The organism is Crossiella sp. CA-258035 (assembly GCF_030064675.1).
Classification (GTDB): Bacteria; Actinomycetota; Actinomycetes; order Mycobacteriales; family Pseudonocardiaceae; genus Crossiella.
Genome location: NZ_CP116413.1, coordinates 6,944,369 through 6,969,277 on the forward strand (window position 1 = coordinate 6,944,369; position 24,909 = coordinate 6,969,277).

At 72.9% G+C, this 24,909-nt stretch carries 17 protein-coding genes; 13 read left to right on the forward strand and 4 right to left on the reverse strand.

All coding sequences use genetic code 11. The annotated features are described in order from the left end of the window. Positions 1-9 precede the first annotated feature (9 nt). Complete coding sequence (locus N8J89_RS31225; protein ID WP_283660578.1) at positions 10-1,152, reverse strand: OmpA family protein; 1,143 nt, start codon at positions 1,150-1,152, stop codon at positions 10-12. Between the two features lie 1,054 nt (positions 1,153-2,206). Continuing rightward, a complete protein-coding gene (locus N8J89_RS31230) occupies positions 2,207-3,061 on the reverse strand; it encodes an EamA family transporter (RefSeq protein ID WP_283660579.1) in 855 nt (284 codons plus the stop codon). 135 nt (positions 3,062-3,196) lie between these two features. Between N8J89_RS31230 and N8J89_RS31235 the strand changes: the two genes are divergently transcribed. The 10 genes from N8J89_RS31235 to N8J89_RS31280 all read left to right on the forward strand — a co-directional run bounded on the left by N8J89_RS31235 (position 3,197) and on the right by N8J89_RS31280 (position 12,333). Continuing rightward, complete coding sequence (locus tag N8J89_RS31235) at positions 3,197-3,916, forward strand: SGNH/GDSL hydrolase family protein (protein WP_283660580.1); 720 nt, start codon at positions 3,197-3,199, stop codon at positions 3,914-3,916. Between the two features lie 377 nt (positions 3,917-4,293). Continuing rightward, on the forward strand, positions 4,294-5,001 hold the full coding sequence (fabG, locus tag N8J89_RS31240; RefSeq protein ID WP_283660581.1) for a 3-oxoacyl-ACP reductase FabG: 708 nt from the start codon (positions 4,294-4,296) through the stop codon (positions 4,999-5,001). Then, on the forward strand, positions 5,002-5,814 hold the full coding sequence (gene fabI, locus N8J89_RS31245) for an enoyl-ACP reductase FabI (RefSeq protein ID WP_283660582.1): 813 nt from the start codon (positions 5,002-5,004) through the stop codon (positions 5,812-5,814). After that, on the forward strand, positions 5,811-6,272 hold the full coding sequence (locus tag N8J89_RS31250) for a MaoC family dehydratase (RefSeq protein WP_283660583.1): 462 nt from the start codon (positions 5,811-5,813) through the stop codon (positions 6,270-6,272). The genes fabI and N8J89_RS31250 overlap by 4 nt, the downstream gene beginning before the upstream one ends. A 6-nt stretch (positions 6,273-6,278) precedes the next feature. Next, a complete protein-coding gene (locus N8J89_RS31255; protein WP_283660584.1) occupies positions 6,279-7,523 on the forward strand; it encodes an MFS transporter in 1,245 nt (414 codons plus the stop codon). Positions 7,524-7,575: 52 nt separating this feature from the next. Beyond that, on the forward strand, positions 7,576-7,821 hold the full coding sequence (locus tag N8J89_RS31260; protein ID WP_283660585.1) for an acyl carrier protein: 246 nt from the start codon (positions 7,576-7,578) through the stop codon (positions 7,819-7,821). A 42-nt stretch (positions 7,822-7,863) separates the two neighbouring features. Further along, entirely contained in the window at positions 7,864-9,324 is a 1,461-nt protein-coding gene (locus N8J89_RS31265) for a class I adenylate-forming enzyme family protein (RefSeq protein WP_283660586.1), read from the forward strand. A gap of 32 nt (positions 9,325-9,356) precedes the next feature. Then, positions 9,357-10,619: a beta-ketoacyl-ACP synthase II gene (fabF, locus tag N8J89_RS31270; protein WP_283660587.1), complete on the forward strand. Its 1,263-nt coding sequence runs from the start codon at positions 9,357-9,359 to the stop codon at positions 10,617-10,619. Positions 10,620-10,623: 4 nt separating this feature from the next. Next, complete coding sequence (locus N8J89_RS31275) at positions 10,624-11,070, forward strand: SET domain-containing protein-lysine N-methyltransferase (RefSeq protein ID WP_283660588.1); 447 nt, start codon at positions 10,624-10,626, stop codon at positions 11,068-11,070. A gap of 81 nt (positions 11,071-11,151) precedes the next feature. Further along, positions 11,152-12,333, forward strand: a complete 1,182-nt coding sequence (locus N8J89_RS31280; RefSeq protein WP_283660589.1) for a Glu/Leu/Phe/Val dehydrogenase dimerization domain-containing protein — start codon at positions 11,152-11,154, stop codon at positions 12,331-12,333. 100 nt (positions 12,334-12,433) lie between these two features. On the opposite strand, the gene N8J89_RS31285 is transcribed toward N8J89_RS31280, so the two are convergent. Continuing rightward, positions 12,434-15,064, reverse strand: a complete 2,631-nt coding sequence (locus N8J89_RS31285; protein WP_283660590.1) for a PEP/pyruvate-binding domain-containing protein — start codon at positions 15,062-15,064, stop codon at positions 12,434-12,436. 41 nt (positions 15,065-15,105) lie between these two features. Next, positions 15,106-17,850, reverse strand: a complete 2,745-nt coding sequence (locus N8J89_RS31290) for a helix-turn-helix transcriptional regulator (RefSeq protein ID WP_283660591.1) — start codon at positions 17,848-17,850, stop codon at positions 15,106-15,108. 135 nt (positions 17,851-17,985) lie between these two features. On the opposite strand from N8J89_RS31290, the gene N8J89_RS31295 reads away from it, so the two are divergent. The 3 genes from N8J89_RS31295 to N8J89_RS31305 are packed head-to-tail and all read left to right on the forward strand — an operon-like array spanning position 17,986 to position 24,814. Continuing rightward, entirely contained in the window at positions 17,986-21,144 is a 3,159-nt protein-coding gene (locus N8J89_RS31295) for a non-ribosomal peptide synthetase (protein ID WP_283660592.1), read from the forward strand. Further along, on the forward strand, positions 21,141-23,861 hold the full coding sequence (locus N8J89_RS31300; protein WP_283660593.1) for a beta-ketoacyl synthase N-terminal-like domain-containing protein: 2,721 nt from the start codon (positions 21,141-21,143) through the stop codon (positions 23,859-23,861). The genes N8J89_RS31295 and N8J89_RS31300 overlap by 4 nt, the downstream gene beginning before the upstream one ends. Before the next feature lie 35 nt (positions 23,862-23,896). After that, the gene (locus tag N8J89_RS31305; RefSeq protein ID WP_283660594.1) at positions 23,897-24,814 is read left to right on the forward strand and encodes a bifunctional 5,10-methylenetetrahydrofolate dehydrogenase/5,10-methenyltetrahydrofolate cyclohydrolase; all 918 of its coding nucleotides are present in this window, start codon (positions 23,897-23,899) and stop codon (positions 24,812-24,814) included. Positions 24,815-24,909 lie beyond the last annotated feature (95 nt).

A 24,909-nucleotide genomic window follows, 5' to 3' on the forward strand; every position in this document is an offset into this window, starting at 1 on the left:
CCCGCTCCATCAGTTGTGGACAGTTACGCGCACGGTGCGGTTGAGAGCTGCCTTATCCGGCAACAGGTGCCCCTGGTCGTCGTGGTCCACGACGTAGTCGGGGTGAAAGCTGCCGACGCCGGAGGCGCCGACCCGGTCCCCCGGTACCCCCAGCTCGTCGACCAGCAGGGTGCGCAAGGCGTTCGCGCGATCGGTTGACAGCGACACCTGGCCTGACCGGTCGCCCACCCTGGCCGTAGTGCCGACCAGGTCGAGGCGCCCACCGGAGCGCCGGACGTGCTCGGCGAACAGCCGGAGCACCTCCACGGCGTCGGCACGGTCGAGCAAATCGGCGCTGTCCGCGACGAAGAACGCTGCGGCTGGAAGTGGACGGGTCTCCCGGTCCTCCAGCCGCCCCAAGTCCACCGAAGCCGGGGTGACCGGCACGGTCGCCACCGGTGGTACCTCGGTCCAGGCCGGACCGTTCATGGGCCGCTGGTCCGGCGGTTGCACGTCGGCGCCCGCCCTGGTCAGCACCTCCTTCCAGATGGCGATGAGGTTCGACCGCTCGGGGGTGCTGAGCACCTGCTGCGGCGGCATGACATCGCCAAGGCCGCGCAGCGTTACCCGGATCCCGCCGAGGATGGGCAGGTGGCCACCGCGCTCCAGCGCGTCGGCGACCTCCTTGGGTGCAGCCATCAGCATGCCCGGCTTGCCGAAGGAGAGGGCGCCGGCGGTCGACAGGCCGCTCGACTCGACCACCATGGTCTTCGGCTTCCGTTCCAATGACCGCGCGCCCAGTTCGATCGCCGCAAGCAGGTCGAGTTCCGCAGTGGTGGGGCGCACGGAGGACAGCTTGGCGCGCAGATCCGCCTTCCGGTCCCGCACTTCCTTGTTCCGGGCGTCAGGGCCAGGCGCCCGCGACACCAGATCGGCGGTGATCACGACCTCGGGCTTGCCGTCGGCCCGGACGACAGCCAGAGTCGCCTGTCGGTCCACAGCGTCATCCAGGAGGTCCGGCGAGGCGACTGCGGGACGGTTCGCGTGTGTCCCAAGGACGTACGCGACCGACCCTCGATCGGCTGCCGTGCACGCACATGTGTCGCCCTCCGTACAAGCGGCCAGCACGACCGCGACTACGACGGCTTTCACCGCGATGACGAGCGTCTTCATCGGTAAGCGCACCAAGGTCTCCTCTTGTCCACGCAGCGCTCGGGCGGACGACAGCGCCGAAACATGACTGTCGTCGGCAACCGGGGATGCTTTGCAGAAAAGTGACGGACCGCCGACTCAGAAGTCCTGGTCCGAAAACCCCAGGTGGCGGGGTTGTGGATTCCTACCTCGACTCGGGGCCACTAGTCCCATCCCAGCATCTTCCACTCGTTATATTTGCAGCTCAACGATGGTCTCAGCGGAAGCACTGGGGCTGCGGCGCACATCGTGGCGGCCGGCCGGGACCAGAGGGGATGTGATGGCGATCTCCCGCCTGTCCTTCGACATCCTCGGCCCGGTCCCGGTCCCGGTGGACGAGGTGCACACCTCGGTGCTGGTGACCCAGCAGGGCCGCACCATCGAGCTGGTGGAGGCCGCGGCGGCGCACGCTAGGCGGCACGTGGTCCGATTGCGCGCCTGGCTGGTACGGGAGCGGGAGACCGCCGCGCTCGCGGGCACGCACTTTCCCCGGCTGCCGGTACCGGAAGAACTGCCGGTCTGGGATATGACCTCGGTGTGGCGCAGCGAGTTCGTCTCCTCGATCCAGATCCGACGCAGGGAGCTCGAGCCCGGTCGGTCGATGTCCTGGATCCGCACCGACGTGCCGCTGGTCGAGGGTGAGGAGGTCAGTCAGCTGGCTGGCTTGGTGGGTCTGCTGGACACCGCGAACGGGCTGGCCGTGCGGGCGGATCCGGACGAGGTGGCCTTCAGAACGTCAATCTCACCGCGCCTCTGTTCCGCAAGCCGCGCGAGCCATGGCTGGGCTTCGACTTCAGCGTCTAATTTGGACAGGCCGGAGGCTCGCCAATGCGGTGCTGCACGACGTGGAGAGGCCGATCGACTCGGTGAACCAGATCCGCACGGTGCGGCCAAAGCCTGCCGGTGGTCCGACCACCGACCGGGGCGAGACGTGCGCGCCCCGCGCGGCAGTCTGCGGGTCGGCGATTGGGGCACCGGTTTGTTGCCACTCACCCGCCGCGGGTCGCCTTCCCGCTGTGTGTGTGGGTGGGTGGCGTCAGGCCGTGGCCACCGCGGCGATTCCGGCCAGCACCAGGGCCGCGCCGATGAGTCTGCGCACCGGGTTCGCCTCGCCGAACCAGCGCCAGGCCAGGAACGCGCCGAGCACAATGGACAGTTCCCGCATCGGTGCGACCACACTGAGCGGGGCCAGCCGCATCGCGTACAGCACCAGCACGTAGGCCAGTGGGGAGAGCACCGCGATCACCAGGACCTCGGTGCGGTGCGCCCGCCACACCGCGCGGGTGCGTTCGGGCTGCCGCAGCGCAACCGGGGTCAGGAACAGGCTCTGGGCAAGGGAACCGAGGCAGAAGTAGACCAGCGGCGGGACCGCGAGGGTGGTCACCGAGTAGGCGTCCCACAGGGTGTACCCGGCGATCGCGACGCCGGTCAGTCCGCCGTAGAGCAGGCTGGTGTTCAGCGCGCCGCGCCGGCCGGTGGGGCCGAGGCCGATCACGAACACCCCGGCCACGATCGCGCCCGCGCCGAGCAGTCCGGTCCAGCCGGGGCGTTCGCCGAGCACCAGCACCGCGGCCAGCACGGTCAGCAGCGGGCCGCTGCCGCGGGCCACCGGGTAGACCACCGACATGTCGCCGACGGCGTAGCCGTGCTGGAGCACCAGCGCGTAGGCGGCGTGCAGCACGGCGCTGACCGCGACCGCGAGCAGCCAGGTCCACTGGGCCGGGGTGTCGCCGAAGACGAAGGCGAGCACGGCGGCCGGGCCGCAGATCACCACCGAGGCGACCTGGTAGAGCCACACGAACGGCGCTCCGCCCGTCCCGGCGCGCTTGGCGGCGAAGTTCCACAGCGCGTGCATCACCGCTGCCAGCAGTACCAGGACGATCGCGGTCACCAGCCCATCCTGTGCTCGCGGGCAAGGCCAGTCGAGTGATTTGTGTGCGCGGTCATGCGGAGCGATTGACAGCGGCGATCTTCGGGCGCGACAGTTCAGGCAGAGCGAACGCCTTGTGGCCCAAGGGAGTTCGGCATGACGGTGCGCAGAGTCGGCAGAGTTCCGGCGATCCTGGTCGCGATCAGCGCGGTGGTCGCCATGGCCTGGGTGGTGCCACCGCCACAGCTGCGCATCCTGCCGCTGGGCGACTCGATCACCGGCGCGCCGGGCTGCTGGCGCGCCGAGCTCTGGCACCGGTTGCGGGAGCGCGGGCACACCGCCATCGACTTCGTCGGCACCAGGACCGGCGGCAGCTGCGGCACGACCTACGACCGGGACCACGCCGGCTACAGCGGCTTCCGGGCCACCGTGATCGCCAGGGAGAACCTGCTGCCGTCCTGGCTGGCCACCGCCAGACCCGATGTGGTGCTGATTCATTTGGGTACCAACGACCTGTGGCACGGGGTCGGCACCGAGGCGGTGCTGGCCGCCTACGGGAAGCTGGTCGAGCAGATCCGCGCGCACAACCCGGTCACCCGGATCCTGCTCGCCCAGATCATCCCGATGGCGCCGCGCGGCTGCGCGTCCTGCGGGCAGCGGGTGGTGGCGCTGAACCGGGCGATCCCCGGCTGGGCGGCGGCGCGGTCCACGGCGCGCTCGCCGATCGTGGTGGTGGACCAGTGGACCGGGTTCGACCCCGCCGCCGACACCAACGATGGCGTGCACCCGGTCGACTCCGGTTTCCGCAAGATAGCCGCCCGCTGGTTTCCCGCGGTGGCCGCGGCCCTCGCGACGCCCGTTACGTCACCCAGGTGACAGGGCAGCGCGGACTGCACCCTTTCGGCCTAAGTGCCGGTGCGCTGATTGACCGGGATTAATCACTCTTAGCAGAAAATGTGCCCAGCTATCTTGGTCATGGCCTCTTGTTGTCAGCGCCAGAACTGAAGAGGAGTAACGGAGTGGCCAAGATTGCCCGGGAACTCCGATCGCGTTCTTCAGGTCATTGACGGTGCCAATGACCCTCCCTAAGCTGCCGACCACGCTAGATTCGATCTGGCGACTCTGGGGAGAAGCAGACTCAGCGCGACGCGGGGGCGAAAGCGGTGCTATTCACCGCGTTCTGTTCCGTGTTGGCACCGATCATGGGGGCTTCATTTGGAATGGGCGGATTCGCGCTGCCGAGGCGGCGTCCGATGACGGGCCGGGTAGCGCTCGTCAGCGGCGGTAACAGGGGTATCGGACTGGCGACCGCGCGGGCGCTGGCCGATGCGGGCGACCGGGTTGTCATCGCCGCCAGGAAAGCCGGTGACTTCGGCGGCGGGCTGCACTCGGTGCGCTGCGACGTGGACGACAACGACAGCGTCACCGAGGCGTTCACGCAGGTAGAACGGGATCTGGGCCGGGTGGAGGTGCTGGTGGCCAACGCGGGCATCGTCCGCGACGGGCTGCTGATGAGCCAGTCCGACGAGGACTTCCGCGCGGTGCTGGAGACCAACCTGCTGGGTGCGGTGCGCTTGGTCCGGCGGGCGCTGCGCGGCATGCTGCGCGGGCACGGGCGGATCGTGCTGGTCTCCTCGGTCTCCGCGCTCACCGGCTCGCGCGGCCAGACCGGCTACGCCGCGGCCAAGGCCGGACTGATCGGCCTGGCCAGGTCGCTGGCCCTGGAGACCAAGGCGCGGGACATCACGGTGAACGTGGTCGCGCCCGGCTGGATCGACACCGACATGACCGCTGACCTGCCCGAACCCGTCCGCAAGAAGGGCGAGCTGGAGGTGCCGCTCGGCCGCTTCGGCAGGCCCGAGGAGGTGGCCGCGGCGATCCGCTTCCTGACCAGCCGGGAGGCCGGCTACATCACCGGCGCGGTGCTGCCGGTGGACGGCGGACTGGGGATGGGGCTGTAGATGGGACTGCTCAGCGGCAAAAGACTGCTGGTCACCGGCGTGATCACCGAGTCCTCCATCGCGTTCCGGGTGGCCGAGGCGGCGCAGCGGGAAGGCGCGCAGGTGGTGCTGACCGGCTACGGGCGGCTGTCCCTGGTGCGCCGGATCGCGGCCCGGCTGCCGGAGCCCGCGCCCGTGCTGGAGCTCGACGTCACCAACGACGAACAGTTGGCCAGCCTGACCGACCGGCTGCTGCCGCACCTGACCGGGCTGGACGGGGTACTGCACTCGATCGCCTTCGCCCCGGCGGGCGCGCTGGGCGGCAACTTCCTGCACACCACCAGGCAGGAGGCCGCGACCGCCTTCGGTGTCTCCACCTACTCGCTGCAGGCGCTGACCACCGCCACGCTGCCGCTGCTGACCGAGGGCGCCTCGGTGGTCGGACTGGACTTCGACGCTGGTCAGGCCTGGTCCGGCTATGACTGGATGGGGGTGGCCAAGGCCGGGCTGGAGTCCTGCGCCCGCTACCTGGCCGGTTACCTGGGGCCGCGCGGGATCCGGGTCAACCTGGTCGCGGCCGGGCCGCTGCGCACGGTGGCCGCGCGCAACATCGCGGGCGAGCCGGGCAGCGGCGAGGGCCTGGACGGGGACTGGCCGCAGCGCGCGCCGCTGGGCTGGGACTGCGCGGACGCCACCCCGGTGGCCAAGGCCTGCGTGGCGCTGTTCTCCGACCTGTTCCCGGCCACCACCGGGGAGATCATCCACGTCGACGGCGGCGCGCACGCCATGGGCGACCGGCTGACCAGCCGGCTGAGCAGGGGAGCCGCCCGATGACCGCGATGCAGCTCAAACCGGACGAGCTGGCCGAGCTGGCCGGGACCAGCCTCGGCTACAGCGGCTGGCGGCAGATCACCCAGGACCGGATCACCCGGTTCGCCGAGGCCACCGACGACCACCAGTGGATCCACCTGGACCCCGAGCAGTGCGCGCAGGGGCCCTACGGCAGGCCGATCGCGCACGGCTTCCTGATCCTGTCCCTGCTGCCGGCCTTCATCGGCGAGGTGTTCGAGGTCGCGGGCGTCGCGCTGAGCCTGAACTACCGGGTGGACAAGGTGCGCTTCCGCAAGCCGGTCGCGGCCGGGGAGTGGATCAGGGCGAAGGTCGGCATCGGCGCGGTCCGGCAGCGCCCGCACGGCTACCTGGAGGTCACCGCCACGGTGTCGGTGGAGCTGGACGACGGCTCGGTGGCCTGCACGGCGGAGCAGACCAGCCTCTACCCGGGCACGGGGTAGGCGGCGATGACCGGGCGCGCGGCCGGACCGGGCACCTCGGTGGCTCCGCTGGTGCTGCTCGAGGTGGCCGCGGTGTTGTCGACCTGGGCGAACGCGGTGCTCACCCTGGCGCTGTCCTGGCTGGCGCTGGAGCGGACCGGCAGTCCGGTGGCGGCCGGGATCATCGCGGCGGCCAGCACGCTGCCGATGCTGCTGGGCGCGCTGTTCGCGGGCACGGTGGTGGACCTGGTCGGCGGCAGGCGCACCGCGGCGGGCGCGGACCTGCTCTCCGCGGGGTCGGTGGCCGCGATCGCGGTGCTCGACCTGGCGGGCGGGTTCTCGCTGTGGGCGGTGGCCGCGCTGGCCTGCACCGGTTCGCTGTTCGACCTGGCCGGGATGACCGGGCGCAAGGTGCTGCTGCCGGCCGCGGCCGGGCGGGCCGGACTGCGGCTGGAGGCGGTCAACGGGATCCACGAGTCGCTCAAGGGGGTCGCGCTGGTCGCCGGGCCCGCGCTGGGCGGGCTGCTGATCGGGCTCGGCGGCGCGGCCACGGCGCTGGCGGTGGCCGTGGTCGCGCCCGCGCTGGCCGCGGCGGGCACGCTGCTGGTCCGGCTGCCTGAGCAGGGCCGACCGAAGGTGGCGGGGTCGGCCCTGCGGTTCGCCTGGCACGGGTCGCGGCAGGGCTTCGCCGCGGTGTGGCGGGACCCGCTGCTGCGGCTGACCGCGCTGATGGGGGCGACGCTGTACCTGGCGTACCTGCCGATCGCGAGCATCGTGCTGCCCGCCTACTTCCACGCCCAGCACGCGCCGGAGCGGCTGGGCCTGCTCAGCATGACCCTGGCCGCGGGTGGCATCGGCGGCGCGGTGGGCTACGCCGTGCTCGGCCACCGGCTGCGCGGGCGGGCCACCTTCGTCACCGCGATGGTGGCCAGCGCGGCCGGTCTGGTCGCGATGTCCTTCCTGCCGCCCTATCCGGCGCTGCTGGCGCTGGCCGGGGTGGTGGGCCTGGCCAGCGGGCCGATCTCGCCGCTGACCAACCTGGCCACTCAGCTGCGGTCGGCGCCGGAGCTGCGCGGGCGGGTCATGGGGATCATGACCTCCGCCGGGTACGTCGGCGGCCCGGTCGGGCACCTGCTCGGCGGCCCGCTGGTGCAGCGGCTGGGGCCCGAGGGCGCGTTCGCGGTGCTGGCCGGGGTGTTGTTCCTGCTCGTGCTCGGCGCGTCCTGGCTGCCCGCGCTGCGCGGGTTCGACCGGTTGTCAGCCACTGCCTGACATCAATTTCCCCTACGAAACGCACAAACACACAACTGGAGGGAAGGCTGCCGTGCGTCCAAAATACGACGAGGTCCTGGCCGGTTTGACGAAGATCCTGCACGAAGTCGCGGGTGTCCCGGTGGAGGATGTCCGGCCGGAGAAGTCCTTCGGGGATGAACTGGACATCGACTCACTGACCTTGGTGGAAGTGCTGCTGATGGTCGAGGAGCAGTTCGAGGTCCGCATTCCGGACGACGACGCACTTGGCCTCAAGACCGTCGAGGACACCGTGAGCTACATCCTCGCCCGCGGCTGACCGCCCGCCGGTGGGCGGAAATCGAAAGGAAACTCCGGAGAAATGCTCAAGCGTTTGCTGTGCGCCGATTCGGTGCAGAGTTCCGAGGAATTACGGGACCGGGTGGTCCGGATAGCCCAAGTGCTCACCGAGTCCCACGGGGTCACCCCGGGAACCAGGGTGCTGCTGAAGGCGGAGAACTCGGCCGCCTTCGTCACCGTGCTGCTCGCGCTGATCCACGCGGGCGCCTCCACCGTGCTCATCGATCCCGGCCAGCGGGCGGCGGAGACCGCGCGGGCCGCCGGGCTGGCCAAGGTGCGGCTGGCGGTGGTCGACGACGAGGACACCGAGAACATCCCGTGGCTGCCCATGGTCTCCGGGTTCGAGCTGCTGGCCGCCGCGGCCGCCCGCCCGCCGACCGGGACCGCCTTCGAGCTCAGCACCTGGGCCGGGCTGCCGGACGCGCTGGTCACCTGGTCGTCGGGGTCCACCGGCGAGCCCAAGGGCATCGTGAAGTCCGGCCGGGCCATGCTGCGCAACCTGCAGCGCACCATCGACCGGATGGGCTACGGCCCGGACGACGTGCTGCTGCCGCTGCTGCCGTTCTCCCACCAGTACGGGCTGTCCCTGGTGCTGATCTCGGTGCTGGCCGGCTGTTCGCTGGCGGTGGCCCCCTACCGCAGGCTGGACCGCTCGGTGCGGATGGCCGGGCGGGTCGGCGCGACCGTGGTGGACGCCACGCCGAGTGTGTTCCACCTGCTGCTCAACCTGGTGGAGCGCAGCCCGGAGCTGGCCAGCGACCTGGGCCGGGTGCGGATGTACTGCACCGGAGGGGCGCCGCTGCCGGTGCAGGTGACCGAGCGGTTCCGGGCCCGCTTCGGCAGGCCGCTGCTGGACGGCTACGGCAGCACCGAGATCGGCAACGTCTCCTTCGCCACCCCGGCGAACCCGGTCGCCTGCGGCCAGGTCCTGCCGGGGGTGCGGGTGCGGGTGGCCACCGAGGACGGGGAGGCGGCCGGGCCGAACACCGTCGGCGACCTCTGGGTGTCCACGCCGGACCGGTTCACCGGCTACCTGGGGCCCGACGGCGAGATCGTGCCCTCGGGCAAGGGCTGGTACCGCACCGCGGACCTGGCCCTGCTCGACGAGCACGGGAACCTCTCGGTGCTGGGCCGGGAGTCGGCCGTGCACCGCTCGGGGCACACGCTCTACCCGGAGATCATCGAGCGCACCGCGGCCCAGTGCGGCGCGCTGGTGAAGGTGGTCCCGGTGCCCGATCCGCAGCTGGGCCACCGCCTGGTCTTCTTCGTCGAGGACGCCCAGGACCGGCCCGCGACCTACTGGCGGGAACGGGTGTGCGCGGTGCTGCCGCCGTTCGAGCAGCCCAACCGGCTGCTGGTGCTGGCGGAGTTCCCGTTGACCGGCAACGGAAAGACCGACTGGCGGCGGCTGCTGGCCATCGCCGAGGACGCGGGACCGCGGGAGGAGCGCGCGGCCGAGCGCGACCTCTCCCCCGCGATGTGACCACGAATCCCTACCGAGAAAGGAGGACCGACATGCCTGATCCCGGCAGAGACGGACCACGTCGAGTGGTCATCACCGGTTGCGGGGCGGTGACCCCGGTCGGGTTGACCGTCGAGGAGCACTGGAGCTCGCTGCTGGCCGGTCGCAGCGGCATCGGACTGATCGAGCGCTTCGACGCCGGTGACCTACCGGTGCGGATCGGGGCCGAGGTCAAGGGCTTCGACCCCGGCGAGTACCTGGAACGGACGGTGTACCGGCGGCTGGACGTCAGCACCCAGTACGGGGTGGCCGCGGCCGTGCAGGCGGCCGAGGCGGCGAAGCTGGTGATCGATCCGGAGCTCGCGCCGAAGGTCGGCGTCTACGTCGGCTCCTCGGCCGGTCCGGCCCAGCTGACCTGGGACACCAGCATCAAGCTGCACGAGCGGGGACCGCGCGGGATCAGCCCGTTCTTCTTCGCCACCAGCGGTTCGGAGAGCAGCGCGGGGGAGATCGCGCTGAAGCTGGGCGCGCACGGCCCGGCGGCGAACATGAGCACGGCCTGCGCCACCGGGGCCACCTGCATCGGCGAGGCGCTGCGGCTGATCCAGCTCGGCGTCACCGACGTGATGATCGCCGGTGGCGCGGAGGCCAGCGTCACCCGGCTCAACATCGCCGGGGCGGCCGCCTCGCGGGCGTTGTCCCGCCGCAACGAGGAGCCGGAGCGGGCCTGCCGGCCGTTCGACCGGGACCGGGACGGGTTCGTGATGGGCGAGGGCGCGGGGGTGGTGGTGCTGGAGGAGGCCGAGCACGCCCGGCGGCGGGGCGCGCCGATCCTGGCCGAGCTGGCCGGTTACGGGGCCACCACCGACGCCTACCACCTCACCGCGCCGCATCCGGAGGGCCGCGGCGCCAAGGCGGCGATGCGGACCGCGCTGGACGGCGCGGGGGTGGCACCGTCCGAAGTGGACTACATCAACGCGCACGGCACCGGCACCGCGCTCAACGACGCGGCCGAGGCCGCGGCCATCCGCGCGGTCTTCGGCGAGCGCGCGCCGCAGATCCCGGTCAGCTCCACCAAGTCCATGACCGGGCACCTGATCTCCGGGGCCGGGGCGGTCGAGCTGATCACCGCGGTCATGGCGATCAGGGACAACGTGGTGCCGCCGACCCTCAACTGCGACCACCCCGATGACCCCGGCCTGAACTTCGTGCCGCACACCGCACAGCAGCACCGCACCGATGTCGTGATGAGCAACTCGTTCGGATTCGGCGGGCACAACGCGGTGCTCCTGGCCCGGCGCTGGGAAGGGAACTGAGCAGATGACCTCCATGATCGTGGCCACGGCCGATGGCTTGGGCGGCATGGCTTTTGTGCCACTGGCCGCCATTCCCGAGGGGGCGGTGGTCGCCTCGATCACCGACCGGGTGGAGCACACCGCGCCGACGAAGTACACCATCCAGGTGTCGCGGGACCGGCACGTCGACGCGGCGGAGGTGCGCTACCTCAACCACTCCTGCCGCCCGAACGCGGTGGTGGACACCGTGCACAACGTGGTGGTGGCGACCAGCCCGATCGCCGAGGGCGAGCAGGTCACCTTCTTCTACCCGGCCACGGAGTGGGAGATGGCCGATCCGTTCAGCTGCGGCTGCGGCCACGACAACTGCCTCGGTGAGATCGCCGGAGCCGCGTTCCTGCCGGGCGCGGTCCTCTCCGGCTACCAGCTCAGCCCGCACATCGCCGAGCTCGTGGCCGAACGCGACCGCTGAGCTGATCCGCGGCGACGCCGGGGTGTCCGGGCACCCCGGCGTGGCCGATCTCCCTGATCCGCCACCACAGAAGGAAAACCGATGACCGAGCGACCTCACCTGCGGCTGACCTGGTTCGACGACCGGACCGAGGCCACCGGCCACCTGGTGATCGACACCCTCGGCCTTGGCGTGGCCAGCGGCGGCCTGCGCATGCGGCCGGGCTGCACCATGGCCGAGGTGGCCGCGCTGGCGCGGGCGATGACCCTCAAGGAGGCCCTGGTCTACGAGCCGGGCCGCCGGTACCTGCCCTTCGGCGGGGCCAAGGGCGGCATCGACTTCGACCCCCGGCACCCGGAGGCGCCCGGGGTGCTGCGCCGGTTCGTCGAGGCGGTGCGTCCGCTGCTGGCGACGCACTGGGCGGTCGGCGAGGACCTGGGCACCAGCCAGGAGGCCATCGACGAGGCGGTCGCCGCGGCCGGGCTGCGTTCCTGTGTGCACGCCGCGCTCCGGCACGTGCCCGACGGCGCGGAGGCCGGACTGGACCGGGTGGCCAGGGCGTTCGCCGTCGAGGTGGACGGGCTGGGGCTGGGTGACAGCGTCGGCGGTTACGGCGTGGTGCAGGCGGTGCTGGCCACGCTGGCCGAGCACGGCGAGACCCCGGCCGGGAAAACCGCGGTGGTGCAAGGCTTCGGCTCGATGGGCGGGGCCGCCGCGCGCTACCTGGACCGGGCCGGGCTGCGGGTGGTGGCCATCGCCGACCGGGTGGGCACGGTGGCCGACCCGGCCGGGCTGGACGTGGCCGCGCTGCTGGCCGGGCGCAGCCGGGACGGCCTGCTGCCCAGGGAGAACCTGCCAGCGGGCGCGCGGTTGCTCGACCGCGAGGAATGGCGGTCCTGCCCGGCGGATGTGCTGGTGACCGCGGCGGTGTCGGCGGCGGTCACCGCGGCCAACCAGGCGGAGGTGCGCGGCCGGTACCTGGTGGAGGCGGCCAACGTCTCGGTCACCGCCGAGGCGGAGGCGGCGCTGCTGGCCCGCGGAGTTGTTGTGGTGCCGGACTTCCTGGCCAACCTGGCGGCCAACGCCTGGTGGTGGTGGACGCTGTTCGGCGACATCGGCCCGACCGGGGCGGAGGCCTTCGCCATGATCGAGAAGACCATGTGGCGGCTGGCCGGCGCGGTGTTCGGCTCGGCGCGGCAGACCGGCCAGACGCCTCGGGCGGCGGCCACCGCTATCGCCGAGGGCCACCGGGAGTTGTTGCGGGACAAGCTGATCCACGGGTGAGGCGACGCGGCAGCGCGCGCAGGCCGTGCGCGCCGCTGTCGCCCACCAGTCCGGCGCAGTCCGCAGGTCACGCTGCCCGGCATCCCTGGTTCCGGCATGCTCAGTCCACCTTCACCACTCCGGCGGTCCCGTCCACGGTGACCGTCTGCCCGTCGGTGATCTTGCCGGTGACGCCGGAAACCCCGACCACGGCGGGAATCCCGTACTCGCGGGCCACCACCGCGCCGTGCGAGTTGACCCCGCCGGTCTCCAGCACGACCCCGGCCGCGGTCAGGAACAGCGGGGTCCAGCCGGGGTCGGTGGAGGGCGCGACCAGCACGTCCCCAGGGGCGATCTTGGCTCCCACCGGGTCGAACACCACCCGCGCCGGGCCGGTGACCGTGCCGGGTGAGGCGCCGGTGCCGCGCAGGCCGCCGTCCTGGCCCGCCACTGACTCGGCAGGCTCGGTGCCGTCGGAGAGCAGCAGCTTGGGCACCTGCCTGCGCCGGGACTCCCGCTGGTACTCGGCCCGCCGCTGCTCGATCCGCGCCCGCAGCTCACCCGCCGCGCCGGAGACGGCGGCGCGCGTCTCGGCCAGGTCGAGGAAGAAGACGTCCTCGGCCGCGGCCAGCACACCCCGCTCGGCCAGCTCGTCGCCGACCGCGCGCAGCTGCCGCCGGGCCCGGTCCAGCAGGGCGACGGTGTAGAACTTGGTGATCTCGCGGTACCCCATCAGCTCGCGGGTGCGGCGCAGGGCGAACCGCACCACCGCCCCGCTCAGCCGCCCGTCCGTCCTGGCGCGGGCCACCAGCTCCCTGGCCATGGCGGTCGCGGCGGCCGCGCCCTCGGCGAAGTGCCGCTCGGGGGAGTGCGCCGGATCGGCGGTGGCCAGGTAGTTGCCGACCACGCCGAGGATGTGCGCGGGGTCCTCGGACCAGCGGGGCGCGCCGAGGTCGATCTCGGCGACGCAGCGGTGCCCGTACTCGGCCAGGAACCCGGCGAGCGCGTGTTGCAGCTTCGGTGGCAGCTCGCCGCGCCGGTAGTCCTCGGCCAGCCGGGCCGGGTCCTGGAACAGCTCCGCGGCTTCGCCTGCCTGTTCGGCCAGCCGCCACAGCGCGAGGTCCATCTCGGTGGTGACGTTGTGCGGCAGGCCGCGCAGCAGGGTGAAGACCTCGGCCGAGGAGATCCGCTCGCCGAGCAGCTTCACCGCGATGCCCAGCATCGCCCCGCCGACCGCGGAGACCGGCACCATCCGGGGGAAGATCGCGGGCAGCGCGGTGAGCAGGATCCGCTGCACCGCCGCCAGCCGCTCCCTCGCGTCCGCGTTCGCCGGTCCTTCGAACCGGCGCAGGTACCGCTCGCCGGTCCGCCGCACCCGGCGGCGGGCCGAGGCCGGGAACACCAGCGCCTCGAACACCCGGGCAGGCACGTTGGCACGCAAGGCGATCCGCAGCAGGGCGCGCACCAGGCCGCGCTTGGAGGGCTGCCGAAGCGCGAACCTGGGGTCCTCGGTGAGCGCGGTGAACAGCCGGGCCACCCCGTCGTCGACCATGGTCAGCAGGCCGGGCAGCGCGGCCCGGCCACCGGCGGAGGTCAGCGCCGGGGTGAGGTCGAGCATGATCCGCCCGCCCGCCTCCGCGCAGACCGCCGGTCCGCGTTCCGGGTCGGGCACGGTGCGCCCGGCCAGCCGGGCCATGCCGGTGGCGGCCAGGCGGAAGGCCGAGCGGCCCATCGGGGTCAGCGGTCCGTGCATGCCCTGCCAAACCATGCTGTAACAGAGGTAGGCGCGCGGGGTGTCCGGGTCGGCGGTGACCGGCAGGGGGAACAGGGTGGTGATCGGCCGGGACTGGGTCAGCCACACCAGGCCCTCGGCGTCCAGGGCCCACTCCACGTCCTGGGGCGCGCCGAAGTGCGCCTGCACCTCGCGGCCCGCATCCGCCAGCCTGCGCAGGGCGTCCTCGTCCAGGCACTCGCCGCCGCCGGAGGTCTCGACCACCTCGACGCCGCCGCCCTCGACCGGCCGGACCTCCTTGCCCTTGTCGCCGGGGACCCTGGTCAGGACTCGGCCGTCGGCGTCGAGCACGTAGTGGTCGGGGTTGACCAGGCCGGAGACCACCGCCTCGCCCAGTCCTGGGCTGGCGTCCACGCTGAAGCAGTCGCGGCGGCCGGTGATCGGGTCGGCGGTGAACAGCACGCCCGCGACCGCGGCGGGCACCATGCGCTGCACGACCACGGCCAGGGTGACCTCGCGGTGGTCGATGTCCTGGGCGGCGCGGTAGTCCACCGCCCGGTCGGTCCACAGCGAGGCCCAGCAGCGCCGGACCGCGGTCAGGACCTCCTGCTCGCCCAGCACGTGCAGGAAGGTCTCCTGCTGACCGGCGAAGCTGGCCCACGGCAGGTCTTCGGCGGTGGCGGAGGAGCGGACCGCGACCGGTCCCGCGCCCAGTTCCCGGTAGGCCGTCAGCACGGCGGCGGCCACCTCCTCGGGCGCCGGGCGGGCCAGCAGCGCGGTGCGCACCTCGGCGGCGGGGGCGTTGGTGCTGCTCAGGGCGTCGACCGCGGCGCGCACTCCGTCGTCATCGGCGGCCCGGCGGTAGGCCTCGGTGGTGAGGCAGAACCCGTCCGGCACCCGCAGCCCGGCGTTGATCATGGACGCCAGGTTGGCCGCCTTGCCGCCGACCAGGTGTCCTTGGCCGTGCTGGATCGCGCCGAGGTCGAGGACCAGGGGACTGCTCTTCGCTGCCTGACTCACCGCGCCAGTGCACCGCGGAACGCCGCGGGCGCGCATCGTGGTCACCCCGCAGGGATAGCCGCATCCTCGCCGTCGGCCAGGCCGAGCTTGCCGAGTCCGGCGGGCAGCTGGGCCCGGCCGCTGATGCCGAGCTTGCGGTAGACGCTGGTCAGGTGCGCCTCCACGGTGCGGCGGGCCAGGTAGAGCCGGGCCGCGATCTCCTCGTTGGTGGCTCCCCGCGCGGCCAGTAGCGCGACCCGCCGCTCCCCCGTGGTCAGCGGCCCGTCCTGGTCCGGCCGGGGCAGGCGGGGTCGTCCGCCGACCGCGATCAGCTCGTCGCGGATCCGGGCCAGCAGCCGGCCCGCGCCCAGCTGGCCCGCCTTGCGGTGCGCCTCGCCGAGCACCTCCCTGGCCTGTTCGTGCTCGCGCACCGAGCGCAGCAGCCTGCCCTTGACCAGCAGACCGCGCGCCAGTTCCAGGGGGAAGCGTTCGCCCAGCAGCGCCACCGACTCCTCGACCTCGGCGAGCCCGTCCGGTCCGCCGCGCACGTCACCGCTGCGGCGCAGGGCCACCGCCAGCGCCCGCGCCGCGCCCCAGCTGCGCGCCAGCCGCACCTCTTCCTCGGCCAGTGCCAGGGCTTCCTCCTCGCGGTGCAGCCGGGACAGCGCGACCGCGGCGGCCGAGCGCCAGGGCGCGGCGGCCGGGTTGAGGCAGCCGATCGCGGTCAGCCGCTGGCCGGCCGCGAGCAGGTCGGCCAGCCCGGCCTCGGGGCGTCCGGCGCCGACCTTCCACTGGCCGCGGGCGGCCAGCGCGAGGTCGGCCACCCACAGGCGGGGCAGGTCGCCGTGCTCGTCCAGGCCGCAGGCCGCGGGCGAGGGGAAGGCTTCCGGGCACTCCTCGGCGATGGCCAGTGCGGCGATCGCCGGGCCGACCCGCCACTGGTCCCAGTCCCGGCCCTGCGCCAGCCGGATCGCGGTGGCGGTCAGCTCGCGCGCCTGGTCGGGACGGCCGGCGTGCCAGGCGGTGAGTCCGCCCAGCCAGGCCGCGGTGTAGCGGGGCAGCGGGGCGTGCCAGCGGTCCGCCTCGGTAGCGCCCTTGGCGAACAGCTGGGCCGCGGTGTCCAGCTGGTCGGCCCACAGCAGCACCCCGGCCACCACCAGCCAGGTCATCGCGGACTGGTCAGCTGGCTCCAGTCCACCGGCCAGGGCCTGGTGGATGCGGGCGGTCACCTCGGCGGCCGGGCGGCACTCGAAGGCGGCGGAGAGCACCTGGTAAGCCCCGGACATGCCCTCCACCCTGGCCGCGCGCCGCCCGAGGCCGCCGGTCTCCTCGCGGCGGGCGCTGAGCACGTCGTCGCTGCTCAGTGCGATGAAGGTGAGCTCGGCGGCGGCCCGGCCGAGCAGTTCCTGCTGACCGTTGAGCGGCACCCGGTCGAGTTCGGCGCTGAGGATGTCGCGCGCCTGGGCGGCCTTGCCGGTCAGCGCCAGCGCGTGCGCCAGCTGCAGCGCCCAGCTCAGCCGGGACGCCGGCGAGGAGGACTCGGCCATCGCGGTCTCCAGGTGCCCGGCGGCCGAGGGGGTGTGCTGGTACAGCTCGGCGGTGCCCAGTCCGGCCAGCAGCTCGGCCCGCCGGTCGCCGACCACCGGTTCGGCCAGCGCGCGGCGCAGCAGCTGGGCCGCGTCGGTGTAGCGGCCCTGGGCGAGCAGCTGGTCCGCGCTGGTGTGCAACAGCTCCAGGTGGCTGGTGTTGCCCTCGGGGTAGACGGCCAGCAGGTGCCGGGCGGCCCGCTCCCGCCCGCCGGGTTCGGCGGCGAAGACGGCGACCACCCTGGACTCGGCCTCGTGCCGGGCCGAGGGCGCCAGCGCCTGCCGGACCGCCTGCCGCAGCAGCGGCGGCCCGATCGCCACCCCGCCCGCGTCCACGCTCGCGCAGGACAGGCGGGCCAGCAGCGCGAGCACGTCGGCGGTCTCGGCGGGCGGGCGGTCCAGGATCTTGGCCGCCACCGGCGCGGGGACGGGCGTCTCCAGCACGGAGAGCACCCGCAGCGCGCGGGCCGCCTCCGGGTGGTGCGCGCTCGCCCTGGCCAGCGCGGCGGCCGCCACCGAACGCGGCGCGCTGCCCACCGGCTCGGCGGTCAGGAACGCGGTGACCAGCGCGGGAATGCCGTGGGTGGCGGCAAGGCAGGCGGCGGCCAGGTGGTCGTGCCCGAGCACCCGGCGGCACTCGGCGGCGACCTGGTCGGCGGTCAGCGCGGGCAGCAGCACCCGGAGCAGGTCGGGGTCGTCGGTGAGCTCGGCCAGCGCCCGCTCTGCCTCCGGGGTGGCGCCCGGGTCGGCCCCAACGGCGAGCAGCAGTGGCGCGTGCTCCAGCCTGCGGGCCAGGTAACCGAGGAACCGCAAGGACTCCGGGTCGCACCAGTGCGCGTCGTCCACCGCGATGACCAGTGGACGCTGGGCAGCCTGCCGGGTGAGCAGCCAGTGCAGCCGCTGCTGGATCTCGCCGGGGGCCAGGCCGCGCAGCGCGTCGAACCAGCCGCCGTCGCGGGCGGCGAACCCGGCCAGGTCCTCCCCTGGCGGTAGCGCGTCCAGCAGCTGCCGCACCGCGCCCCAGGCGAACCCGGACTCCGCGTGCGCGCACCGCACCAGCACCGCGGTGCAGCCGTGTTCCTGACGGGCGGCGGCGGTGAGCGCCCGCAGCGCCGTGGTGCGCCCGGTGCCCGGCCCGCCGTCGAAGCGGACCAGCCGGGCGCGGCCCTCGCGCAGCTCCGCCAGCCAGCGGCCGATCCCCTCCGAGACAGCTCCGTGCACGGTGCTCCGCTCCCCCCGCGGTCGGTGGCGTCCAGATTATGCGGTTGCGGCTGCGGTCGGACCGTGAAGCCGGGAAGCACCCGGATCGGATTCTCTTGCCCCAGCCCGCCGAGCCGAGCAAGGAGAACGACAGCCGTGGACGAGGTCACGCTCACCGCACCACAACGCGACATGCTGCTCTACCACCGGATGTTCCCGGCGGACACCTCGTTCACCATGGTGCACCTGGAGCTCATCCGGGGCCAGGTCGACCTGCCCAGGCTGCGGGACGCGCTGGAGTTCGTGCTCACCGGCAGCACCGGGCTCAACCTGGTCTTCCACCTCGACGCCGACGGCGACAAGGCCCACCGGCACCCGGGCAAGCCGGTGGTGCCGATCGTGACCGTGCCGGAAAGCGCCGACGAACAGGCCTGGGTGGTCGAGCAGGTCCGGTTGGAGGGTGAGCGGCCGCGGCCGCCGGAAGAGTGGCCGCTCTACCACCTCGCGCTCTACCAGGGCCGCGAGCACGCCTACCTGGCCATGGTCTGCTCGCACCTGATCGGCGACGCGGTCACCATGTTCAACCTGGTCGACCTGGCGGCCAAGCTGTACAACGAGGAGCCGGTGGAGGAGTACCTGGCCAACCTCACCTACCTGCCGGTGGACCAGCTCAGCCCCAAACGCCAGGACGCCGCCGCCGAGGCCTTCGCCGAGATGCTGCGCGGCATGCCCCGCCTGGACCACGAAGGCCTTGCGGTGCAACGGCAACGCGGCGGGGCGATGCCGGGGGTGTGCCGTCAGGAGAGCCTGCCCGACAGCCTGGACCGGGTGCTGCGGGAGAGCGAGTTCGTCAAGGAGAACGGGCCCTACACCGTTTTCCTGGCCGCCTACGCGCTGACGCTGGCCAGTCTCGCCGGCCGGCCGGAGGTGGCGGTCGGGGTGCCGATGGCCACCCGCAGGGACTGGAAGCAGATGTTCGCGCTGGGCTACTTCATCAACACGCTGCCGCTGGCGCTGAACCTGACCGGGACGCCGACCTTCGCCGCGCTGTGCGCCACCATCAACACCCGGCTGCGCACCATGCTCAAGCACCGGTTCTTCGACTTCAACGAGCGGGCCGCGGACGTGCTGGGCGGCCGGGGAGCCTGGCACCCGGACAACGCGATCACCTACTACCGCAAGGCTTTCCCGCTCGAACTGCCCGGTTGTGCGACCGAGACGCTGTTCGTGCCGAGGAGCCTGGTGCGCTACCCGCTCTCGGCCGTCCTGCGCGAGACCGACGAGAGCTTCGTGGTGAGCATCGAGTACGCCGAGCGCTTTGCCGCGGCCGATCCGCTGGCCATGATCACCGAGGTGCTGGGCGCGGCGCTGGCCGATCCGCTGGCCCCGTTGTCCGGGCTGCGGGTGCTCGGTGCTGAGGCCGAAGCGCGGATCGACCGCCTGGTCAACGACTACCGTCCAGGGCGCTCGCCCAGGTCGGTCGACCAGTGGTTCACCGACACCGCGCGGCAGCACGCCGACCGGGTCGCGCTGGCCGATCCGGCTGGCGAGTGGACCTACGCCGAACTGGACGCGGCGGTCTCCCGGGTGGCCGCGGCCCTGACCGACGGCGGTCACGGGCCACACGTGGCGGTCGCCATGCGGCCCCGGCGCGAGCTGATCGCGGTGCTGCTGGGCGTGTTGCGCGCGGGCCGGGCCTATGTGCCGATCGACCCGGCCGCGCCGCCGGAGCGGGTCGCGCACATCCTCGGCCAGTTCGAGGGGATCTCGCTGATCGCCGAGGAGACCGCGTTACCCTCAGCGCGGGTGGCGTCCCGGCATCGGCCGGAAGACCTGTTGTCCTGCAACGCAACCACCACCTTCCGGCCGCCCGCGCCGGAGGATCTGGCCTACCTGATCTTCACCTCCGGCTCGACCGGGGTGCCCAAGGGCGTGCGCGTTTCTCACGGCAACCTCACCGCGCTGTTCACCGCCGCGGCCGGGCACTACGACTTCGGCCAGGACGACGTGTGGTGCCTGTTCCACTCCTACGCCTTCGACTTCTCGGTGTGGGAGATGCTCGGCGCCTTGCTGCACGGCGGAAAACTCATCATCCCGGATGAGCGGGCGCTGCGCTCCCCGGTGGACTTCGCGCAGCTGCTGGCCGACAGCGGCCTCACCGTGCTGAACCAGACGCCCTCGGCCTTCCGCAGGCTCACCGATGTGCTCGACGAGGCCACCGCGGCGCGGCTGGCGGTGCGCTGGGTGGTCTTCGGCGGCGAGGCGCTGCGGTTCGAGTCGCTGCGGCCGTGGCTGCGGCTGGTCGGCGAACGGGCCCGGCTGGTGAACATGTACGGCATCACCGAGTCCACCGTGCACACCACCTTCTTCGAGATCACCCCCGAGCTGGTGGCCGGGGAACCGCGCAGCGTGATCGGGAAACCGTTGGCGCACCTGCGGTTGCACGTGGTGGACCGCGACCTCAACCCGTGCCCGATCGGCGTGGCCGGGGAGATCCTGGTCGCCGGGGACGGGGTCGCGCAGGGCTACCACGGCAACCCGGAGCTCACCGCCGAACGCTTCCCGGCGCACACCCGCTACGGGCGGGTCTACCGCTCCGGCGACCGCGGCTACGTCACCGAGCGGGGCGACCTGGTCTACCTGGACCGGGTGGACCGGCAGGTGCAGCTGCGCGGCTACCGGATCGAGCCCGGCGAGGTGGAGCACGCGCTGACCGCGGTGCCCGGGATCGCACAGGCCCACGTCGGCGTGCACCTGCCCGAGGGCGGCGAGCCGCTGCTGACCGCCTGGTTGGTGGCCGAGAACGAGGCCCCCGCCGACGCCGAACTGCGCGGCGCGCTGACCGGCACACTGCCCGCCTACCTGTTGCCGCAGGCGTTCGTGCGGGTGGCGGAGCTGCCGCTGACCGTCAACGGCAAGGTGGACACCGCCGCCCTGCCCAAGCCCGGATCCGCTGGCCCGCGACCGGTGGCCGCCGAGGACGGCCCCGGCGGGTGGCGGGCGGTGGCGGCGATCTGGGCCGAGGTGATCGGCATCGAGGCGGTCGGCCCGGACGACAGCTTCTTCGAGGTCGGCGGCACGTCCATGCACCTGGTGCGGGCGCACCGGCGGCTGACCGCCGAGCACGGCGCGGACCTCGACATCGTGGACCTCTTCCAGTACCCGACCCCCCGGCTGCTGGCCGCCAAGCTCGGGCAGGCCCCGGACGCGCCATCGCGCCCCGGCAGGCCCGGAGTCCGCAAGGCCAGGCCGGTCCGGCAGTTGGTCGCCCGCGCCCACCGCGGCGGGCTGAGCCGGGAGGAGACCGCCGGATGAGCACCAGCGAACAGGACGGGATCGCGGTCATCGGCATGGCCGGGCGGTTCCCGGCGGCGGACTCGGTGGCCGAGCTGTGGGCCAACCTGCTGGCCGGTGAGCGGGCCATCCGCCGCTTCGAGGAGGCGGAGCTGGCCGCGGCCGGGGTGCCGGAGTCGTTGCGCCGCAACCCTTCCTACCGGCCCTTCGGCGCCGACCTGGCCGGGATCGACCTCTTCGACGCCGACTTCTTCGGCATCCCGGCGCACGAGGCCCGGCTGATCGACCCGCAGCACCGGATCTTCCTGGAGACCTGCTGGCGCGCCTTGGAGGACGCCGGGCACGACCCCGGCGGTTTTGGCGGGCGGATCGGGGTGTTCGGCGCGACCGGGCTGAGCACCTACCTGCTGAACGTGGTCGCGGGCCAGGCGGAGCTGCCCGAGGACGGCCTCAGCTATCCGGTGTTGCTGGGCAACGACAAGGACTACCTGTGCACCCGGGCCGCCTACCGGCTCGGGCTGACCGGGCCCGCGGTGACGGTGCAGACCGCCTGCTCCTCCTCGCTGGTGGCCGTGCACCTGGCGGTGGAGTCGCTGCTGGCCTTCGAGTGCGACCTGGCGCTGGTCGGCGGGGTGAGCGTGGCGGTGCCGCAGCACACCGGCTACCTGCACCGGGAGGGCGGGATCTTCTCCCCCGACGGGCAGTGCCGGGTCTTCGACGCCGAGGCCGCGGGCACCGTGCGCGGCAGCGGTTGCGGGGTGGTCGTGCTGCGCCGCCTGGCCGACGCGGTCACCGGCCAGGACCGGGTGGACGCGGTGATCAGGGGCAGCGCGGTGAACAACGACGGCAGGGACAAGGCCGGGTTCACCGCGCCCAGCGCGGCCGGTCAGACCGAGGTGATCCGGGACGCGCTGGCCGTCTCCGGCGTGCCGGCCGAGCAGATCGGCTACGTGGAGGCGCACGGCACCGGCACCGCGCTGGGCGACCCGATCGAGGTGCGCGCGCTGACCGAGGCCCTGGGCACGGATCCTGGCCGCTACCTGGGCAGTGTCAAGGCCAACCTCGGGCACCTGGACGTGGCGGCCGGGGTGACCGGGCTGATCAAGACCGTGCTGGTGCTGCGGGAGCAGCGGATCCCGGCGCAGGTCGGCTACACCGCGCCCAACGCGCACATCGCCGATCAGCTTGCCGCATACCGGATTCCCACCTCCTCGGTCCGCCCGGAGCAACCGTTGCGGGCGGCCGCGGTCAGCTCGTTCGGCCTGGGCGGCACCAACGCGCACGTCGTGCTCACCGCCGCCGCCGAACCCGACCGGCCCGCACCGCCGGGAGGCTCCTACCGCGTCCAGCTCAGCGCCCGTGACCGCACCGCGCTGGCGGTGCAGATCCGCGACCTGCACGAGCACCTGGCGCGCCACGAGGTCCGGCTGGACGACCTCGCCTTCACCCTGGCCAACGGGCGCGCACCCTTCGCCGCCCAGGCCGCCTGGCGGGTGCGCTCGGTCGCGGAGCTGCGCCAGGCGCTGGCCGATCACCTTGCCGGACAAGGCGATCCGGCCACTGCCGCTACCGGCGATCCGGACGACTTCTCGGTGGCCAGGCGGATTCCGTTGCCCGGTCACCCGTTGCGCGGCCAGCGCCACTGGATCGACGCCGCGCCCGCGCCCACCGCCGCGGCCGGTCTGGCCGAGCAGGTCCGCCAGCGCACCGCGACCTTCCTGCGCACCCCCGAGCTGGCGCCCGGCGACGACCTCTACGAGATCGGCCTGGACTCGATGGCCGCGGTGGAGCTGGTCACGCTGTTGCGGGAGGACACCGGCCTGCCGCTGACCTTCGAGTCCTTCGACGGCCTGCGCACCGTCGAGGAGGTGGTGGCGCACCTGAGCGAACTGGCCGCCGGGGCCGCGGACACCGGGCACCGGCACCTGCTGACCGAGCTGCGCCCCGGAACCGCGCCGGGGCATGTGTTCCTGGTGCCGCCCGCCGGGGGCAGCACCACCAGCTACCTCGACCTCAGCAAGCATCTCGGCGAGGAACGCACGCTGTGGGCGCTGGGTCATCCGGTCGAGCGGGCCGCGGAGTTCGCCACCATCCGCGGGCTGGCCGCGCTCTACACCGGGCTGGTGCGCGAGGTGCAACCGCAGGGGCCGTACACCATCGTCGGCTACTCCTTCGGTGGCAGCGTGGCCTTCGAGATGGCCACCGAGCTGGAGCGCGCGGGCGAGCGGGTGGACCGGCTGATCATGCTCGACTCGCACCCGCCAGAGGCATACCTGGGCGGGGACACCGAGGACCGGGACTTCCTGGCCGCCTTCGGCGCCCTGCTCACCGAGCTGTTCCCCGGCACCGTGCTGCCGGCCACCTCGGCGAGCACCGTGGAGGAGGTGCTGGCCTGCTGCGACGACGGCACCTGGTCGCCCGCCGTGCGGGCGGAGCTGGCCAAGTTCTTCCGGATCTGGCGGGACAACCACCGCGCGCTCAAACGCTGGTACCCCGACCACCGGCTGGCCGCCGACATCACCCAGATCCGCGCCGAGGCACGGGAGAACGCCGAGATCATGTCCACTTTGGACATGGGCACGGTGGACAAGGGCCTGTGGGCCAAGCACACCGAGGGCAGGCTGCACCTGCTGCCCACCCCAGGGGACCACTACTCGATGATCAGGAACCCGGACCACGCCGCTGTGCTCGGCAAGGTCCTCGACGGCGCGCTGCGGGACACCCCGGGCGCCCGGTGACAAGCATTTCCCTTTACCAGCAAGGAGGACCGACGTTGTCCGCACGTATTGTCACCGGCCACGCGTTGCGACGTGACCTGGTGACCCAGGCCGCCAAACGCGCCAGCGACGCCGGCGTGATTCCGGTCGTCGCGCTGATCATGGTCGACAACGAGGACCCGATGACGCCACTGGACTTCCGGTTGCACCACAAGGTGTTCAGCGGAGCCGGTTTCGACGTCCGGCCGTTCGAGCTGCCCCGCGACACCACGCCCGGCCAGCTCCAGGAGCTCATCGGCAGGCTCAACCAGGACGACGAGGTCGACGTGGTGCAGGTGCTGATCCCGTTGCCGCCACAGCTGGACATCCGCTCGGTGCTGGCCGCCATCGACCCGGTCAAGGAGGCCGAGGGCCTGCACCTGGAGCACGTGATCCGGCTCAACCCGCTCAGCGACCGGCCGCCGACCCGCATCCCGGTGGTGCCCACCGCGGTCGCACACGTGCTCAACGAGCTGGACTTCGACCCCTCCGGCGGCCAGGTGGTGGTGCTCACCGACCCGGACATCACCGAGACCAACCCGGTGGCCAAGATGGTGGCCAGGGTCGCCGCCTTCGCTGCCCTGCCCCCGGACACCGCGGGCACCTCCGTCCCGGTGACCCATCCGCGCGCCGCGGAGATCACCAGCACCGCCGACCTGCTGGTGGTCTCGGTGCAGCGACCGGAGATCGTCACCGCCGACTGGGTCAAGCCGGGCGCCACGGTGATCGACTTCATCCGCACCTTCCTCGGCTGGCGCGTCAGCGAGAAGGATCCCGCGGGCCGGGTGGCGCACCTGGTCGGCGGCGTGCACCACGAGTCGGTGGCCGAGGTCGCGGCCACCATCGTGCCCGCCATCGGCGGCGCGGGCCCGGTCATGATCGGCGCGCTGGTCGACCAGATCGTCACCGCTGCCATCGACCGCAGGAACCGCTGACCGCCGAGGGCGGCCGGGGCCGGCACGCGTGGGCACGTGCCGGCCCTGGCGAAGGGCTTGACCCTGACGGTGCGTCAACGTTGGAGGCTGGTCCC

What these genes read in the sequence shown, in the direction of transcription:
- N8J89_RS31225 (WP_283660578.1), bottom strand. Translation starts at nt 1,152, where the DNA reads ATGAAGACGCTCGTCATCGCGGTGAAAGCCGTCGTAGTCGCGGTCGTG.
- N8J89_RS31235 (WP_283660580.1), top strand. Translation starts at nt 3,197, where the DNA reads ATGACGGTGCGCAGAGTCGGCAGAGTTCCGGCGATCCTGGTCGCGATC.
- fabG (WP_283660581.1), top strand. Translation starts at nt 4,294, where the DNA reads ATGACGGGCCGGGTAGCGCTCGTCAGCGGCGGTAACAGGGGTATCGGA.
- fabI (WP_283660582.1), top strand. Translation starts at nt 5,002, where the DNA reads ATGGGACTGCTCAGCGGCAAAAGACTGCTGGTCACCGGCGTGATCACC.
- N8J89_RS31250 (WP_283660583.1), top strand. Translation starts at nt 5,811, where the DNA reads ATGACCGCGATGCAGCTCAAACCGGACGAGCTGGCCGAGCTGGCCGGG.
- N8J89_RS31255 (WP_283660584.1), top strand. Translation starts at nt 6,279, where the DNA reads ATGACCGGGCGCGCGGCCGGACCGGGCACCTCGGTGGCTCCGCTGGTG.
- N8J89_RS31265 (WP_283660586.1), top strand. Translation starts at nt 7,864, where the DNA reads ATGCTCAAGCGTTTGCTGTGCGCCGATTCGGTGCAGAGTTCCGAGGAA.
- fabF (WP_283660587.1), top strand. Translation starts at nt 9,357, where the DNA reads ATGCCTGATCCCGGCAGAGACGGACCACGTCGAGTGGTCATCACCGGT.
- N8J89_RS31275 (WP_283660588.1), top strand. Translation starts at nt 10,624, where the DNA reads ATGACCTCCATGATCGTGGCCACGGCCGATGGCTTGGGCGGCATGGCT.
- N8J89_RS31280 (WP_283660589.1), top strand. Translation starts at nt 11,152, where the DNA reads ATGACCGAGCGACCTCACCTGCGGCTGACCTGGTTCGACGACCGGACC.
- N8J89_RS31300 (WP_283660593.1), top strand. Translation starts at nt 21,141, where the DNA reads ATGAGCACCAGCGAACAGGACGGGATCGCGGTCATCGGCATGGCCGGG.